The following is a 17586-nucleotide window of genomic DNA, read 5'->3' on the forward strand; positions in this document are numbered from 1 at the left end:
TGTTACTCAAATTCTTGTTCGTCTTCAGGCTCGAGCGCGTCGAGAGGCGCCACTGGGGCTTTCTCGTTCGGGGAACCATCCTTGGCCAGCAGCAGCTCACGCAATCTGGCTTCGATTTCGGCGGCCATCGTCTTGTTCTCGGCAAACAGCTTCATGACGTTGGCCTTGCCCTGGCCTATCTTCTCGCCATTGTAGCTATACCAGGCACCCGCCTTGTCGATCAGTTTGTGCTTGACGCCAAGATCCACCAGCTCGCCCTCTTTCGAGATGCCGACACCGTAGAAGATCTGGAACTCTGCCTGCTTGAAAGGCGGGGCTACCTTGTTCTTGACGACCTTGACGCGGGTCTCGTTGCCGACCACCTCGTCCCCTTCCTTGATGGCGCCGATACGGCGGATATCAAGGCGCACTGAGGCGTAGAATTTGAGGGCGTTACCACCCGTGGTGGTCTCGGGGCTACCAAACATGACACCGATCTTCATGCGGATCTGGTTGATGAAGATGCACAGGCAGTTGGCATTCTTGATGTTGGCGGTCAGCTTGCGCAGCGCCTGGGACATCAAACGAGCCTGCAGACCTACGTGGGAATCGCCCATCTCGCCTTCGATCTCAGCCTTGGGAGTCAACGCGGCAACGGAGTCGACAATGATGACGTCGACCGCGTTGGATCGTACCAGCATGTCGCAAATTTCCAGCGCCTGTTCACCGGTATCAGGCTGGGAGATCAGCAGATCATCAACGTTGACGCCCAGCTTGGCGGCATAGATAGGATCCAGTGCATGTTCAGCGTCGACGAAGGCACAGGTCTTGCCCTTCTTCTGGGCCTCGGCAATGACTTGCAGAGTCAGGGTCGTCTTGCCCGATGATTCCGGGCCATAGATCTCGACCACACGACCGCAGGGCAAACCGCCGATACCGAGCGCCACGTCCAGGGAGAGGGAGCCGGTGGAGATGGCTTCGATGTCCATGGTCTTGCTGTCGCCCAGACGCATGATGGAGCCTTTACCAAACTGTTTCTCAATCTGACCCAGCGCTGCCGCCAGTGCCTTCTGCTTGTTCTGATCCATGCCAATCTCCGCTGGAAATCGTGATAAGGTGAAGTTGGGCTAAGTATACTGTCTATTCATACAGTATCAACCCCTTTTACTTGAGCAGGGCCAAGAGACCGGACAGGGCTTGTCTGATCGCCTGTTGTCGCACCTGATGGCGATCCCCTTCAAAACGGGCAAGCAGCGAGCGCTGACGCCCTCCCTGCTCGGCCCAGGCAAACCAGACGGTGCCGACCGGCTTCTCCTCACTGCCGCCGCCCGGCCCCGCGACCCCGCTGATGGCAACACTGATGCGGGCATCGGAACGCGCCAGGGCGCCCCTGGCCATTTCCAGTACCACGGCTTCGCTGACGGCACCGTGACGCACCAGACTGTCGATGCTCACCCCCAGCATCTGCTGCTTGGCCTCATTGGTATAGGTGACGAAGCTGCGATCGAACCAGGCCGAGCTGCCTGCCACCTCAGTGATGGCGTAGGCAACCCCGCCCCCGGTGCAAGATTCTGCGGTGGCCGCCAGCCAGCCCCGGCCGATGAGGGCGGGGCCCAGCTCTTCGGCAAGGCAAACAATCTCTCTATCAAGGGTCATGGTACCTCCCGTTATCTAGCCCTCATTATGCTATCCCGGCTCTGGCTCTCGCAACCGGGCCCGCCTTGGTCATCATCAGGTTGGGTTCCCCCCATCCCCGGCTTCTGTGTAGAATGGCCCCTCATAACAGACGCATCTGCACAGGCCATTCGGCCACACATGAACGCATTATCCGCCCAGACAGGGGCTCCCAAGGCAGCCCTTAGCCAACACACGCCCATGATGCATGGCGCTGAGAAACGTCGAGTCTGGCGCAAGTTGCATCTGGCGGTAGATCCGGTGACTCACGATATCGTGGCGGCAGAAGTGTCGCTGGAGAATGTGCATGACACAGAGGTGTTACCGACCTTGCTCAATCCTCTGCGTCGCAAGCTGGGGCGTGTTTACGCGGATGGCGCCTATGACAGCAAAGCCAGCCATCGGTTGATTGCGCGTAAGGGAGCGACGGCGTGTATCCCGCCTCGCAAGAACGCAGGGCTATGGAAAAAGGGACATCCGAGAAATGAGGCGGTGCAGGTGATGCGCAAGGAAGGGCTGGCGCACTGGAAGAAGATATCGGGGTATCACTGTCGTTCGCTGGCAGAGACAGCTATGTTCCGGTTCAAGCAGTTAATGGCAGGCCAAATCACCCTGCGAAAATACAATGGTCAAGTGGGAGAAGTGATGGCGTATGTGGGCGCGATAAACAAACTGAACACCCTTGGTCTGTCAGAAAGCCCGAGTGTAGCGGTCACCCGGGGCTGGGGAAGTCATGACTTGCTGGCTGATTTGGGAAACAACGCCGTCTCAGTCAGGATTGACCATCTATGATCAAATTCAAACTGGCGATACAAGATATTGGCTTACAAGTGAAGAACTCTCTGCCGTATTAAATCACCGTTTAATTGGCCTTTCATTTCAAGGCTTACCTCTCAGAACTCGTTCAAAAGTTGCTAAACAGCAAGTATGCCAAGCTCTTGGCTACCAGACTCCAACCTCCTTCCAAAAATGCCAACCTAGATTTACAGGTCAGATGTTTGACACATATGTGCAAAAATCTAACAATTTGCAAGTATGGAATGAAGAGCTGGATATTGAAAGGCGCTATGTAATAATTCGTACAGACGAAAATGATGTCATTACAATTATAAAAGTCATTTCAGGAAGCGATTTAGCCTTTCTAGATACGACAGGAACATTGACACAGAAATTTCAGGCTCGACTAACGCCATCCAATCAAGTGATGGAATTAATATCTCAATACGACACGCTTAATATTCAAAATGTTTTAGCCACAACTCAAGTTGACCTATCACTGAATAGCCCTATAGAAGAACCTGAAATGGGAAAAATTTTACCTATTGCAGAATGTTTCACCAGGCTTTCAACACTTATAGGGCGTTCTTTTCATAATGTAGGTAGTTTACAAGAGAGAAACAGGGGCGCTCTGCTACATGCTTTAGTATGTCAAGCTTTAGGTTATTCGACATATCAAGACAATGGGAAATTTCCTGACATTAAACACCAGTTACTTGAAGTGAAGTTACAAACATCACCAACCATTGATCTGGGTTTAGTGTGCCCTGATAGTCAAGCATGTCTAGATATCGAACAAATCAACTATCAGAAAGTTAGACATTGTGATGTAAGATATGCATTATTTTATGGACACATTGAGAACGGCTTTGTTCACATCACAAACCTATATCTCACTACAGGAAAAGATTTCTTTGACCGATTTGATAAATTTGGAGGCAAAGTATTGAATAAAAAAATCCAGATCCCTTTGCCTCGTAATTTTTTTGATTAACTGTTAGGCTGTGGGAGGTCAAAGGCCTCCCACACCAACTCATTAAGTATCATTTCTTTTTCTTTCCGCTTGCTTATATTGCTTTCGTTAAAAATTGACTTCGCCAATTGGACCATTTTTATGGAAATTTCAGATTCTGGATCTGGCAACGGAAATTTTTCAACATACTGTGAGATAAATCTTCTCTTATTTGAATATAGCTTGTTATTGAACTTTGCATCATAAAAAGCTTCAATAAACTTAGAGTTTGCTACAGCCAAAATTAACCAAAGTATATTCTTTTCATCTTTTTTAAAGTCATTTATCATCCAGTAACAATCACCATTTACGATTGCACCTTTATCATCCAGCCAAAATGTCGGCTCTTCACAAATATCTCTAAACACAACTTTATCTTCAGACCACAAATCTGGATTCTGCGGGACCCAAATTTCAAACCAGTTTCTTTTTGCCTTTATTACATATGAACGCCCTTCAAGTTGCTCCCGATGAGACTCCAAATAAGACTTACTTTTTGGATACTTCTCAATATCAACGGCTTTTTTCTTACCGTTCAATGACTCATGGGTGTAAAGTATATATTTTGTTTCAATTTCAGATTGTTTGAATCTACCAGCAACATGGTGAGTGAGCAGGGGTTTTATTAGTTCAGGCTCCAAACCATCTACATCTACATCTACATCTAACCAAGATTCTTTTATAAAAACGTTATCAGCTGTAGTTTTTACTCCAACTCTGATTTTACCAACCTCACCAAAAGTGGCCCATGTTTTACTCTCTACATCAGATAGCCACTGATCAGATTCCGAGTCATTAATCCTCCAAATATCTTTTGGAGACGAATCATAGTCTAAAGTTCCTGATTTAATTAAATAAGATTTACCACTTGCACACCTAACCAATGGGCTATCAGATTTTATAGCATCCACAGGTGTCTCTGCAAATATCTCAGCCTTATCGCTAACCTCATAGATAGAGCGGAATTCAGTCGTAATATTTTCATTCCCTTTCTTTAAAGAAAATAAAAGAACGGCAGGCAATACCGCAGCCTCAAATAACTTGGTATCACCAAAATCCCAAATACTATGTATGTGATATAAATCATACAGTGACTGCCTAAGCGCTCCTGAGCCCTTAGTTGTTAAGAATCTATTCGATACTATTACGCCAGCAACTCCATCATTTGATAGGCACTTGCTCATACCAATAAGAAATGCTTGATAGATATCAACACGCCCTTTCAATCCGAAATTTTTAGATAGAAATTGAGACTGCTCAGCACCTAAGACCTGTGTCCTCACGTAAGGAGGGTTTGCTATGATAACATCAAACTTTATTTCACTCTTCTTTAGATCACAATTTATACAATAATCTAAGAAATCTCCATGTATCAACTCTAGCTTAACGTTTGGATAGTATCGAGATATACGACTTTTACTCAGATTAATAGATTCTTCATTTATGTCAAAGCCCACTACCTTGACCTGTTCTGTAGAATCAAGTGAAGAAAGAATGCTAATAATCAGCTCGCCATCTCCTATTGCAGGATCGGCGATCACTATATTTTTTTTATCTTTAAGTTTACTTATTATGTTTTGACTCACAAATTCGCTTAGTTTTGCTGGCGTATAATGAGCCCCTTCACTCTTTCTACACTCAACGTGTCCGTATCTATCTGCCATGTTTGACACATACACCTCTACTTTTAGTATCTGTTGTTATGATTCTAACATGAATACAGTCTTTATTGAATAATGAAAACTCTCTATCATTAAGTAATGTTCACAACCTACCCATGATGACGTATTGACAGTCAATTTATATAAAATTGATCCAGAATAAACTCTCACCCCTTTTTAACCGACTTTCTTTTACGAAATTTCAACTGCTTCCTTTCTACAAGAGTGGATATAACTTTGGAAACATCGCGACTTTCGAAAAAGATCTCTATGTTTTCTTTGTTCCATTTTTCACCATCTTTTTCATTGTATGTTAGCTTATTAAAGAACTTATATTTTCTATTGTTTAAAAAATCACAAACTGACTCTTCTCCATCACCAACTTCTCTTTTTCTATACTGTATAATTGAATACATGCTATATAGATAAGCTTTATATCCAAATAAAGTTCCGAAACATGCGTCATCTGAATTAACGAATAAAAAATATGACAAAGCTGCAGATAATTCAGCTATTTTGAAACTATTTCCCGCCCCTCTATCTACATATCCAAACCCCGCCCTTTCATAAATGACTCTCAAGTTTTCATAAAGTGCAGAGTCAACATTCAGCTTTATTGTCTTCATCCCAGATTCGACAATCTTATTCACTGAATTCTGCTTTCTCAAGGTAGCAGCATAGCGGTCTATTGATTCAGGGGATTCGATACCAGAAAAATCATCACCAAACGCCTCATCTAACGCATCAAATAGCTCATCTAAAGTTTCCTCCGATTTTATTCCTTTCATTCTCCATTCCCCATATGACAAGGCGCACAACTAGAAAGATGTCACCTTACCTCACGGGACTGATGAGATCCAAGAAGATGTAGCAACAGTGATGTGAGCATCACAAAAGACATCCTCCTTGTAAGAGGCAGTGATTTGTGAGCCTCACAAATCAGATTCGTAATCTGCCGTGACGTACATATCAAAACACCCTGCCATATTAATTTGTGAGCATCACAAAAAAATCTCACATCAAAAAAGATGGCAACGAACACAATAATGCATTGAATTATATGAGAATTACATCTACCGCCCATATCTGCGCACTGCTCTAGCTATAGAGAAAACCTGCTTTTTGTGAGCATCACAATCACTAAGAGACTCCATCTGTAAAGGGGACATGAACTCTGCAAAGGAGGAAGTTCATGCTCTCAGACAAAATCATGCGGATCAAAGAGGTTAGCCAAGTATGCGGCATATCCATCCCGACTATTTATCGGAAGATAAAAGCGGGCACATTCCCCTCTGGCCGAAGACTCAGTAGTAAAACCACCGGATGGCTCTCTTCTGAGATCGCTGAATGGATGCAATCACTACCTAAAGCAGATATGTAGAAAGGAGAATAGTCATGAGAAAGGACAGATATTTTAACGAAAATTGGGACGAGCTTAGCCATAAAATAAGCTGGAGAGAGCTTATGCTTAGAATAAATGTCTTGCGGCACAGCAAAAATATTGAGGCAACGCATCTCATGCATAGGCTTCTAAACTGCTCACCTGATGAACGTTGTGGTAGCCTCGCATGCCCTATATGCATATCAATTGATAGAAAGAAGTTTACCAAAAGCGTTATGGAACTATTATCGAAATCTCCAAATAAGTCATTTATAACTTATGTGCCCTATCCAATTTTATCATCTGATATAAGGATATACGACATAAACATCAAATATGTCAAGGATAAATTTCGATGCTACCTAAAGAATTCCAATATAACCTCCTGTGTTGTCGGTTGCGTAGAGATTGATTATGATTTTGAAACAAAAAGGTGGGTTCCTCATATTCATGTTATCAGCGAAGACATCCCAATATCAAACCTAAAAGATATGCGTAAAAAAATTAACACCAAGCACCTATCAGCTAGATTGGAAGCAAAAGCTATACCTTTAAATATTAAAGGTATATATTGTTTGAAAGGGCTGTGCAACTACATTTATAAATTCATGTGGCAAAACAAGCCAAAGAAAAGCAACAGAAACTATAAGGTAAAGAAGAATAGACTTTCATATGATTTGTTTATAGATCATTTAGTCTTTATAGATAGGTTGACTATGCGCGATTTAGAGTTTCGTTTTAGAGTACGAAGAAACAAAGATGGCTTAACTAAAATTCCTTAGAATTAAACACTATTAGCTATGAGCATGTGGTACTCCATACCCTTAGCTTACTATTAAGCTCTATCTATGGATATTAAGTAATAACACTGGGTAATTGGATATCTATGAAGATCATATGTGCCGATCAAACCTTTCTTGGTATGCCCGAGAATGGCTTCTGCTACTTCAGAAGGACATTGCAAACGAGACAGTCCTGTTCTAACCGTTCGACGGAGATCGTGGGGAGTCCATCGAGGAATATCTAACATCAAGTCTGCTTCTCTCATTACCCAAGCACTTTCAGTTAACTGCTTCTGTTTAATTGGCTTTCCCGTCCTCTGGGATGGGAACAAGTAAACTTCATTTCCTATCTTATTTATTCTGAGAAAATGGATGCATTGACGAGGGAGTTGAATCTCTCTTGCGACACCAGTCTTTGACTCTCTGATATGGAACACTCCCTCATTAAGGTCTATGTTTCGCCAAGTAGCCTCACATATCTCACCTGTCCGGCATCCTGTCCATAACGTCATTCGAAATATGTTCTTTTGCACTTCAGTGAATTTTGAGCTAGGCAACCAAGCGAGAAACAGCCTAATTTCATCGTCATTCAAAAAGCGACTACCTTTTTTTGATGTCAGCTTCACCTTTGTTCGAACCAAACTCACTTTTGCTTGAAGCGCAGGGTTGATAAATTGATCGTCAAACTTTCCCATCCCCATTGAATAATCGTAAGCGGCTAGAATTTCGCGCAATACATTTCCAGCCTGAACATTAGCGCCTCGATTCACGATGGACATAACAAGATCAATAATATCTTGTCTACTCACATCACGAGCCAATCGCTCACCAAGCATTGGAACCGCATCGCCATACAGAGTGCGCCTAGCCTCAGCCTGACCTTTCTTTTTCCTTGCCCCACTCTTTATCGTACCATTAGGTAAACGTTGATCTTCTATATGGTTTTGTAGATAAAGCTCGATCATCGCTTGAAGGGTGAACATCCCGAGTTCGCTTTCATTCTTGATTTGCTGTTTAAGCTCAAGCGCGGCAGCTCTCGCCTCGGTAGCCGGACATCGGCCTTGTTGCCTGATGAGCTTAAGCTCCCTTAGCTTTATACGGGCCTGCTCTAAGGATACGGCTGGAAATACGCCAAGTGAGATCTGAATTAACTTATTTGTTACTGGGCTCGTATAACGATAGAAAAATGTCTTTTTACCTGTCTTCCCACAAGTAACACGAAGCCCTCTGTTGACCCCATTGTCAGCCTTATCGCTATCCGTTGGCTTCATGACTTCAATTGCTCTAAAGGACAGTGCTTTGTTACCCTTGTCCGCTGGCATAACCGACCTCCTATGGCTGATGCATACGCTCTCCTAGCTTGGCCGCATGCATAGGGCTTAATGTCACTGTAGGCTACAAAATCAAAACCTACACTTCAACCTACATTTTCGCCTGCGATTGGGTGAGATGAGTGAGACTCTCAGAGCAAACAAGATACCACGAAAACACCATAAGCCATTGTAATATAAGCATGTAAAGAGAGATAACTACATGTCAGCAATAGAGAATCTCCACAATCACACACCTATGATGCAGCAGTACCTGGGCCTCAAGGCCGAGAACCCTGAGATACTGCTGTTCTACCGGATGGGCGACTTCTACGAACTCTTCTATGACGATGCCCGTCGGGCGGCGCAGCTGCTCGACATCTCCCTGACCAAGCGTGGTCAGTCCGCCGGCACCGCCATTCCCATGGCAGGGGTGCCCTATCACGCCATCGAAGGCTATTTGGCCAAGCTGGTGCAACTCGGCGAGTCGGCCGCCATCTGTGAACAGGTGGGGGATCCGGCCACCAGCAAGGGGCCGGTCGAGCGCAAGGTGATCCGTATCGTTACCCCGGGCACCGTCTCCGACGAGGCGCTGCTCAATGAACGCCAGGACAACCTGATCGCCGCCGTCTATCACGATGGTCGCCAGTTCGGTTTTGGCACCCTGGATATCAGCTCGGGCCGTTTCTTCATCAACCAGTTCGACAAGGAAGAGACGCTGCTGGCCGAGTTGCAACGCACCAACCCGGCCGAGTTGCTCCATCCGGAATCTTTCGAATTCATGCACCACATCACCGGCCGCCGCGGCCTGCGCCGCCGCCCCGAGTGGGAGTTTGAACTGGGCACGGCCCGCAAACTGCTCTGCCAGCAATTTGGTACCCAGGATCTGGTCGGCTTTGGTGTCGACAAGAGCGAGATAGCCCTGTGCGCCGCCGGCTGTCTGATGCAGTACGTCAAGGATACCCAGCGCACCGCCCTGCCCCACATTCGCGGGGTAAGGCTAGAGCAACCTGATCATGCCGTCATCATGGATGCCGCGACCCGTCGCAACCTGGAATTGACCCAGAATCTGGCCGGTGGCTACGAAAATACCCTGGCCGAGGTGCTGGACCGCGCTCAGACCCCCATGGGCAGCCGGTTGCTCAAACGCTGGTTGCATCAGCCCATCCGCGATCGGGTGCTGCTGCGCGGTCGCCAGAGCACCATATCTGAACTGATCGAGGCAAACCTCTATGATGAGCTGGGTGCCCTGCTGCGTCAGGTTGGCGACATGGAGCGGGTGTTGGCCCGGCTCGCCCTGCGCTCCGCCCGTCCTCGGGATCTGACTCGGTTACGTCAGGCGTTTTCCCAACTTCCGCATCTGCAAGCCTTACTGGCGGACAGCCAGCACGAAGCAGTGCAGCGACTGCGCGATCGCGCAGCCAGTTTCCCGGAGCTGCTGGATCTGCTGGAGCGGGCCATCATGGAGACCCCTCCGGTACTTATTCGCGATGGCGGGGTCATTCGCGAGGGCTTCAATGGCGAACTCGATGAGATCCGCGATCTGGCCGATGGCGCCACCGCCGTCCTGGGCCGCATCGAGGAGCGGGAGAAACAGGAGACCGGCATCAACACCCTCAAGGTGGGTTACAACAGGGTGCATGGTTTCTTCATCGAGGTGAGCCGGGCCAACAGCCATCTGGTGCCGGCCCACTACATCCGCCGCCAGACCCTTAAAAATAATGAGCGATACATCATCGATGAACTCAAGCAGTATGAAGACAAAATACTGACCGCCCAGAGTCGTGCCCTGGCCCTGGAGAAGCGACTCTATGAAGAGTTGCTCGATACTCTGTTGCCCCATCTGGCCGAACTGCAAGAGTCTGCCGCCGCCCTGGCCGAGCTGGACGTACTGGCCAACCTGGCGGAGCGAGCCGAGACCCTCAACTACCGATGCCCCACCCTGACCAACGAGGATCAGATCCTGATCGAAGGGGGACGCCATCCCGTGGTGGAGCAGGTGATGAAGGATCCCTTCATCGCCAACCCGGTCAATCTGAAGCAGGATCGGCAGATGCTGATCATCACGGGTCCCAACATGGGGGGTAAATCTACCTATATGCGCCAGACGGCCCTCATCGTGCTGCTGGCGCACATTGGTGCTTATGTTCCGGCTGACAGCGCCCGCATCGGCCCCATAGATCGCATCTTTACCCGCATCGGCGCCTCGGACGATCTCGCCTCGGGCCGCTCCACCTTCATGGTGGAGATGACTGAAACCGCCAATATCCTCAACAATGCCACCGCCCAGAGCCTGGTGTTGATGGACGAGATAGGTCGCGGTACCAGCACCTATGATGGCCTGTCACTGGCCTGGGCCTGCGCCGAGCAGCTGGCCAGCCAGATAGGGGCCTACACCCTGTTTGCCACTCACTACTTCGAGCTGACCAAGCTGCCGGAACTGCTGCCCAATCTCGCCAACGTCCATCTGGATGCGGTGGAGCACGGCGATACCATCGCCTTCATGCATGCGGTGCAGGAAGGGGCGGCCAGCCGCTCTTACGGCCTGCAAGTCGCTGCCCTGGCTGGCGTGCCCAAATCGGTGATCCATCAGGCGCGCCACAAGCTGGCCGAACTGGAGCGTGGCACTCCGTTGGTGGCAGGTACGGAGGGCGGCAGCACACCTCCGCCACAGCCCTTGCCACTGCCTCACCCGGCAGTGACGGAGTTGGCACAGATACGCCCGGATGAGTTATCCCCCCGCCAAGCACTGGATCTGCTCTATCGCCTCAAACAACTGGTCTGACAGCCGCGTTGCGCCGGGCGGCGCATGCGCAAACAAAAGGGGAACCCGTCGGGTTCCCCTTTTTTGGATGAGATGCCTGCATTCACAGGCATCAGGGCATCATCAGGTGCCCGGGCCTATACGCTCTTTCAGGCTCATATAGCTAGAGCCATCATGTCGTTTCAGGTTCTGTCGGTACTCGACCTGATGCTGGCTCTCCTGCTTGAGACCGAGGATCAGCGAGTAACACATGGCCAGCATGATCACCGAGAAGGGCAAGGCGGCGATGATACTGGCGGCCTGCAAGGCAGCCAATCCCCCTGACATCAGCAAGATGGCAGCAACCAACCCCTGACCTATGCCCCAGACGGCGCGGTGACGTATCGGCGGCTCACTCTCACCAATAGAGAGCAGCGTCGTAATCACCAGGGTGCCCGAGTCACAGGAAGTGATGAAGTAGGTGCAGATCAGCAGGGTCAGGATGCCCTTGGCAATCAGACCCACACTGCCCCAATCCAGCATGTCCACCGTCTTGTAGAGCGCCTGGGTCACATCCTGATTGACTGCCTCTGCCACACCACCTGCACCGAACAACTCCAGATGAATGGCGGTGCCACCAAAGACCGTCAGCCAGAACATGCCGAGCAAGGAGGGTACCAACAGCACGCCCATGACGAATTCACGTATGGTGCGCCCCTTGGAGATACGGGCGATAAACATACCAACAAAAGGTGCCCAGGCTATCCACCAGCCCCAGTAAAAGGCGGTCCAGGAGGATTGCCAGGAGGAGGTGCCATTGGCTTCGGTATTGGTCCAAAAGCTCAATTTGACGAGGTTTTGCAGGTAGTCGCCGATGTTCTGGACATAGGAATTAAGAATATAAATCGTCGGCCCCATCGACACAAACACCAGCAAAATCAGAATGCTAAGCCAAACGTTGAGCTCGGATAAAATCTTGACCCCACGCCCTACCCCAGAGACTGCCGACAGGGTAGCAACCAGGGTGATACCACCGATGAGCCACAGCTGATTGGTCTGGGAAACGGCCATGCCAAACATTTGATTGAGGCCCGTGTTCATCTGGGCAACCCCCAACCCCAAGGACGTGGCAACCCCGAACACAGTACCGAACACGGCCAGCACATCGGCTGCATGGCCCCAGAAACCATAGATCTTGTCACCCAGGAGGGGGTAGAGCACGGAACGAATGGCCAGTGGCAGCTTGCGTCTGTAGCTGAAAAACGCCAGAGAGAGGCCAACGATCGCATAGATGGCCCAGGGGTGCAGGCCCCAGTGATAGAAGGTAACCCGCATGGCGACCTGGGCGGCTTCGGGGGTCATGCCTTTCTCGATGAAGGGGTTGGCCTGCAGATGGAACATCGGCTCGGCAATACTCCAGAACACCAACCCTATGCCCATGCCTGCACTGAACAGCATGGAGAACCAGGCAAAATAACCGTACTCGGGTTCCTGATCATCATCCCCCAGACGAATGCTGCCAAAGCGGCTGAACATCAGATAGATGGCAAAGAACAGGAAGAGTGCCACCACCAGGATGTAATACCACTTGAAGCTGGCGATGATGGTGTCTTTGGCGCCGCTGAACCAGGATGCCGCCGTATCGGGATCGAAGACCCCGAATAGCAGGAAGAGGGTGATCACGGTCAGGGCCGTGGTCGCCATGGTTGAATTAAGGCCTTTGAATATCCCTTTGGTCGCTCTCACTGACCCTCCTTAGTCTTGATTGTAAAAGTCTTCACCGACATGATCGCCGGCGCCGCCGATGGCACGGTAGACCAGCTTGCCTGCGCTATCATCGCGATGGTCGACCAAGCTGACTGAAGGCTGACCATTAACCGCATGGCGCTTGCCAAGGAAGATAGCCATGGGGATGCCTACATTGGAGATACCGCTACTGATCCAGAGGCGGTTGAAATCATAGCTACCACCAATGAACTCGAGCTGGGCCAAACCATTATCCAGACCAGAGAGGTAGAAATTCATGGCGCTCTCATTGGGGAACAGATGCACCAGCACATAGGCATAACGCATCTCGTTGACCAGCTCCTTGAGGGTGAAACGGCCGGTGTTGGTACAGGAGAGGGGGATTTCACCATCATAGTGGTGTACTTTGAGGGTGTTGGGGTCTTCATCGTAACGGGGCTGATAACGAATGAAAGCAGAGGTGTCGGGCAACTCGTAGCGCACGCGCACCACGGTTAACTCGGTAACCAGAGACTTGATGTCCAGATCGTTTGTCATCATCTTGTTCCTCAAATATCAGGTTTAAATTTGGTAAAGGCCGCATAAAATACCACAAAAATGCTTTGAACTGAAACTAAATGACGCATAGGCCTCTTGACCCAAGTGTTGATTGGCCCGAGAATCTGTACCCTACAACGCCTCTTTAATGGTCTGATACCATGGAAAAACATGATGAAGTCTTGGTCGCGCTGCGCCAAATCATTCGAGCCATCGATATGCACTCGAAGCGTTTGATCAAGGAGGCGGGTCTAACGGCACCACAATTGTTGCTGCTCAAAGGAATAAATGAGCTGGGGCAGATCTCGATGCGCCAGCTGGCCAACCACACCAATATGAGTCAGGCCACCGCCACGACCATCATGGACAGGCTGGAGAGTCGTGGTCTGGTGCAACGGATCCGCAGTCAGACCGATAAGCGCAAGGTACATGCCACTGTGACCGAGCAGGGTCAACTGCTGCTGGCTCAGGCTCCGACTCCCTTGCAGGTGCACTTTATTCAGCGCTTTCAGTCGCTGGAAGTCTGGGAACAGACCCTGCTGCTCTCTTCGCTGCAACGCATCTCCCACATGATGAATGCCAGCGGGATAGATGCCGCCCCCGTGCTGAGCGTGAATTCACTCACCGACTGAGTGACATATATGCAAAAAGCCCCCGACGGGGGCTTTTTGCAATCTCATCGCGCAAGCGTCTTACTCTTCCAGCGAGATACCGATATTGGATACACCATCCTGAGCCGCGAAGGCTTTGATGGCGAGGATCCGGTCGCTGTCACGCTCATGGGCGACCCGCTTGAGCAGCTCGACCTGGAACTCCAATTCCGCCTCCATATACTCGTGCTCATAGAGCTCTTCTTCGGTCAGATCGCGCTCTTCCAGCAGTTCGATGAAACCCGCTACCGTACCGACCGAAGCGTGGCTGGCATCCATTGCCTCTTCGCCAACCCGGCAGATCACCGAGTTATAGGCACAGCCCAGGGCCACGCAGGCATCCAGTGCAGGATAGGCACCGTAGGATTCGAATTTGCCTGGCTCGGGAATATAGACCTCAAACGCCTCCAGGATAGCCCCCAGATTGACGCGAGACCCCTTGACCGTAAGGTAGCTCCACATCTGATCCAGAGCGTGGCGATAGGCCTTGGCATCACCAAAACCCGAGGCCTGGGCGAACAAGGCATAATTCGGATACATACGCTCGGCCAGAGCCAGGGTATAGACGGTTTGCTGCCAAGGTTGTAACTCGGCCAGTCGCTTATAAAACTTGTCACCAAACACGGCAGGAGATCCTTCATAAAATGTGGGGCAGATTGTAGCCCACGGGGGGACGCGGCGAAAACGAAAAAGCGAGCTGGTCGACTTTGTTGCCCTGACAAGTCGGGTAAGATGAAAAGAGCGGCCCCCCCTCCCTCGCCGCCTGCCTTATGAGGAATTCGCCAATGAGCCAACGAACCCTGCTACTGCTCAGTCAGGACAATGCCCACTACCAGCGTCTGTTGCAGGCCGCGCGTCTGCCTCATCTTCGCATCCTGCGAGCCGACAACCCAAGTGAAGCCGAGTCCCTCATCGGCGAGGCTCATATTCTGCTCGCCGAGCCTGCACGCGCCAAACCCTTGCTGGCACGAGCGAACAAGCTGAGCTGGCTGCAATCGAGCTACGCAGGGGTGGATGTACTGCTGGGCAACGACTGCCGCCACGATTATCAACTCACCAATGTGCGTGGCATCTTCGGCCCCCTGATGAGTGAATATGTGTTCGGCCACCTGCTCAGCCTGACCCGTCAACTCGCCTGCTACCGCGAGCAACAGGCGCAGCAACGTTGGCAGAGCCATCCCTATCAGGGACTCAAGGGCAAGACACTACTGGTGCTTGGCACCGGCAGCATAGGCCAGCATATCGCCCAGACCGGTCGGCATTTCGGCATGCGGGTGCTCGGGGTCAGTCGCAGTGGCCACGAGCGTGTTGGCTTTGATGAGGTGTACCAGCTGGCCGCGCTGAATCGATTACTGAGCCAGAGCGATGTGATAGTGAGCGTGTTGCCAGCAACCCGCGAGACCCGTCATCTGTTCACCCGGGAACGCTTCGAACACTGCAAGCCGAACGCCATCCTGTTTAATGTCGGTCGCGGCACGGCCATCCACACCCAGGATTTGCTCGATGCCCTGGCTGCCGGCAAGCTGGCCCATGCCGTGTTGGATGTGTTCGAGCAAGAGCCCTTGCCCGTCGACAGTCAGCTCTGGTCAACCCCCAACCTCATCATCACGCCCCACAACAGCGCCTACAGCTTTCCCGAAGACGTGGCCCAGATCTTCGTGCGCAACTACATCCATTTCATCGACGGTCAGCCTCTGGATGGGCGTATCGACTTCGACAGAGGCTACTAAGCCCCAAGCCCAGACCGGCTGACCTGGCGTGTCAGCCGCAATAAAAAAGAGCCCACCGGGCTCTTTTTTATTGTGAGACTTTTTTATTGCAAGGCTCGAGCCTTGGCGTCAACACGACTCAGCCCACCAACAGCTCTTTCTTGTAAGACTGTACCTTGGCCAGGAACTGGCGCTTGGCCTTGCCGCTCAGGGCTTCGGACATCGGCAATTTGACCGTCATGGGGTTGACAGGACGGTTGTTGAGTCGAACCTCATAGTGCAGATGCGCACCCGTGGATCGGCCCGTGTTACCGGACAGGGCTATCTTGTCACCCATCTTCACTCTCTGACCCGGTTTGACCAGCAGCTTGCTCAGGTGCAGGTAACGGGTACTCAGGGTACGGCCATGCTTGATCACCACATAGGTACCAGCCAGAGGATGGCGAGTCGCCTTGACAACCACCCCATCACCGGTAGCCAGCACGGCCGTACCGACCGGAACCGCGAAATCCGTGCCTTCATGGGGGCGTACCATGCCGGTGATGGGGTGGCGGCGAGCCGGGTTGAAGGTCGAACTGATGCGATAGCGACTATGAGTTGGATAGCGGCGGAAACCGCGCTCCAGGCTCTGGCCCTGGGCATCATAGTAGTTACCATCTTCTGCCAGCCAGGCCGAGAAGCTCTTACCCTGGCTAATCACTTCAACCCCGAGCAACTGGCTGTTGCCGGTGTTCTTGCCCTGTACCGTCTCCTGCTGCATCAGCACCTTGAACTTGTCACCCTTCTTCAGATCGCTGGCAAAGTTGAGCCGCCACTGAAACAGGTTGGCAATCTTCTTGATGTGGCTGGCCGGGATACCGGCATTGCGGGCACTGACGTAGAAACTGCCACTGATGGTGCCGTCGAAGTTTTTCTTCTGCCACTCCACCGCCTCTTTGACCATGTTGGCGCTGTAGCTGTCATCGACCCGCTTGAGCTCAAGGGACTCCTTGATGTTCAACCGGATCTTCATCTCCTGCAGTATGTTGTCCTGATCGATCAGCAACTCTATGGTCTGCCCCGGCTTGAGACGGGCCAGGTTGTTCTTGCTGTCTGCATCGAGCACCTTGTAAAGGGTGGTAGTCGACAGGCCAAGTGTATTGAAGATAGTGGTGAGGTTCTCACCATTGCGCACCCGGTAGTCTTGCCACTCGGGACCGGTATCGGCGGGAATGTCATCCTCGGGAGCGACCGGGTCGATCAGCTCATGATCCGGGATGGCGTTAAATTCTGTGTTGTCTTCATTGGTGGCGGTGCCATGAGCCGAGAGGGGCAGTTCCAAGCGCAACGGGCGCTCCAGAATATCCCCTGGCGCAGGCAATATCGCCACCGCCGACAGGGTCAACCCGGTCAGCAGTAACATGGCGTAAAAATGTTTGCGGGGAACCGGTGGTTCCCAGTTGGCAGCACTGGCTACCAAGGGACGAAGACGTTTCATCCGCTTTCCTGTCATTAGTTCTGGGAGTGTTATAGGGTCATTTCATTGTTATAAATTTGCATAAAGCTGCACATTCGACCCATCGTTTCGAAAAAAGTTCACTGCAATTCGCACCAAAATCACATTTTATTCATAGGCTGCCGTTTTT

Annotated in this window: 15 protein-coding genes and 1 pseudogene; 7 read left to right on the top strand and 9 right to left on the bottom strand. The window is 50.7% G+C overall.

Features of this window, described 5'->3' with window-relative positions:
- Positions 1-2: 2 nt before the first annotated feature.
- Both recA and ACSMDR_RS08665 read right to left on the bottom strand, forming a co-directional pair.
- Positions 3-1067 carry a recombinase RecA gene (gene recA, locus ACSMDR_RS08660; RefSeq protein ID WP_005903214.1) on the bottom strand — a complete coding sequence of 355 codons (1065 nt, stop codon included), beginning with the start codon at positions 1065-1067 and terminating at the stop codon, positions 3-5.
- Between the two features lie 76 nt (positions 1068-1143).
- The gene (locus ACSMDR_RS08665) at positions 1144-1635 is read right to left on the bottom strand and encodes a CinA family protein (protein ID WP_436467932.1); all 492 of its coding nucleotides are present in this window, start codon (positions 1633-1635) and stop codon (positions 1144-1146) included.
- 225 nt (positions 1636-1860) lie between these two features.
- On the opposite strand from ACSMDR_RS08665, the pseudogene ACSMDR_RS08670 reads away from it, so the two are divergent.
- Positions 1861-2445 (top strand): annotated as a pseudogene (locus tag ACSMDR_RS08670) (IS5 family transposase); the annotation flags it as partial.
- Positions 2387-3424, top strand: coding sequence for a hypothetical protein (locus ACSMDR_RS08675; protein WP_436467933.1), 1038 nt, complete (start codon positions 2387-2389; stop codon positions 3422-3424). The pseudogene ACSMDR_RS08670 and the gene ACSMDR_RS08675, both read left to right, overlap by 59 nt.
- On the opposite strand, the gene ACSMDR_RS08680 is transcribed toward ACSMDR_RS08675, so the two are convergent.
- Positions 3421-5106 (bottom strand): Eco57I restriction-modification methylase domain-containing protein, encoded by a 1686-nt coding sequence (locus ACSMDR_RS08680; protein WP_436467934.1) that lies wholly within the window; start codon positions 5104-5106, stop codon positions 3421-3423. The genes ACSMDR_RS08675 and ACSMDR_RS08680 overlap by 4 nt on opposite strands.
- 164 nt (positions 5107-5270) lie before the next feature.
- Positions 5271-5891: a hypothetical protein gene (locus ACSMDR_RS08685; RefSeq protein ID WP_436467935.1), complete on the bottom strand. Its 621-nt coding sequence runs from the start codon at positions 5889-5891 to the stop codon at positions 5271-5273.
- A 422-nt stretch (positions 5892-6313) separates the two neighbouring features.
- Here ACSMDR_RS08685 and ACSMDR_RS08690 point away from each other — a divergent pair, with 422 nt between their 5' ends.
- Together ACSMDR_RS08690 and ACSMDR_RS08695 are read left to right on the top strand one after the other, a co-directional pair.
- A complete protein-coding gene (locus ACSMDR_RS08690) occupies positions 6314-6484 on the top strand; it encodes a helix-turn-helix transcriptional regulator (protein ID WP_436468231.1) in 171 nt (56 codons plus the stop codon).
- Positions 6485-6498: 14 nt separating this feature from the next.
- Complete coding sequence (locus ACSMDR_RS08695) at positions 6499-7266, top strand: hypothetical protein (protein WP_436467936.1); 768 nt, start codon at positions 6499-6501, stop codon at positions 7264-7266.
- A 53-nt stretch (positions 7267-7319) separates the two neighbouring features.
- On the opposite strand, the gene ACSMDR_RS08700 is transcribed toward ACSMDR_RS08695, so the two are convergent.
- The gene (locus ACSMDR_RS08700; protein ID WP_436467937.1) at positions 7320-8588 is read right to left on the bottom strand and encodes a tyrosine-type recombinase/integrase; all 1269 of its coding nucleotides are present in this window, start codon (positions 8586-8588) and stop codon (positions 7320-7322) included.
- 211 nt (positions 8589-8799) lie between these two features.
- Here ACSMDR_RS08700 and mutS point away from each other — a divergent pair, with 211 nt between their 5' ends.
- On the top strand, positions 8800-11361 hold the full coding sequence (gene mutS / locus ACSMDR_RS08705; RefSeq protein WP_436467938.1) for a DNA mismatch repair protein MutS: 2562 nt from the start codon (positions 8800-8802) through the stop codon (positions 11359-11361).
- A gap of 102 nt (positions 11362-11463) precedes the next feature.
- Here mutS and ACSMDR_RS08710 read toward each other — a convergent pair whose 3' ends face one another.
- Entirely contained in the window at positions 11464-13065 is a 1602-nt protein-coding gene (locus ACSMDR_RS08710; protein WP_436467939.1) for a BCCT family transporter, read from the bottom strand.
- A gap of 9 nt (positions 13066-13074) precedes the next feature.
- Positions 13075-13602: a hypothetical protein gene (locus tag ACSMDR_RS08715; protein ID WP_005898586.1), complete on the bottom strand. Its 528-nt coding sequence runs from the start codon at positions 13600-13602 to the stop codon at positions 13075-13077.
- Between the two features lie 161 nt (positions 13603-13763).
- Between ACSMDR_RS08715 and ACSMDR_RS08720 the strand changes: the two genes are divergently transcribed.
- A complete protein-coding gene (locus ACSMDR_RS08720) occupies positions 13764-14234 on the top strand; it encodes a MarR family winged helix-turn-helix transcriptional regulator (protein ID WP_005898585.1) in 471 nt (156 codons plus the stop codon).
- A gap of 60 nt (positions 14235-14294) precedes the next feature.
- Here ACSMDR_RS08720 and ACSMDR_RS08725 read toward each other — a convergent pair whose 3' ends face one another.
- Positions 14295-14876, bottom strand: a complete 582-nt coding sequence (locus ACSMDR_RS08725) for a YjaG family protein (protein ID WP_005898583.1) — start codon at positions 14874-14876, stop codon at positions 14295-14297.
- Positions 14877-15037: 161 nt separating this feature from the next.
- On the opposite strand from ACSMDR_RS08725, the gene ACSMDR_RS08730 reads away from it, so the two are divergent.
- Positions 15038-15982: a D-2-hydroxyacid dehydrogenase gene (locus ACSMDR_RS08730; RefSeq protein ID WP_436467940.1), complete on the top strand. Its 945-nt coding sequence runs from the start codon at positions 15038-15040 to the stop codon at positions 15980-15982.
- A gap of 118 nt (positions 15983-16100) precedes the next feature.
- On the opposite strand, the gene mepM is transcribed toward ACSMDR_RS08730, so the two are convergent.
- A complete protein-coding gene (gene mepM / locus ACSMDR_RS08735; RefSeq protein WP_436467941.1) occupies positions 16101-17438 on the bottom strand; it encodes a murein DD-endopeptidase MepM in 1338 nt (445 codons plus the stop codon).
- Positions 17439-17586: the final 148 nt, after the last annotated feature.

The sequence above is a fragment of the Aeromonas molluscorum genome (genome assembly GCF_051376105.1).
In the GTDB taxonomy this organism is placed as follows: Bacteria; Pseudomonadota; Gammaproteobacteria; order Enterobacterales; family Aeromonadaceae; genus Aeromonas; species Aeromonas molluscorum.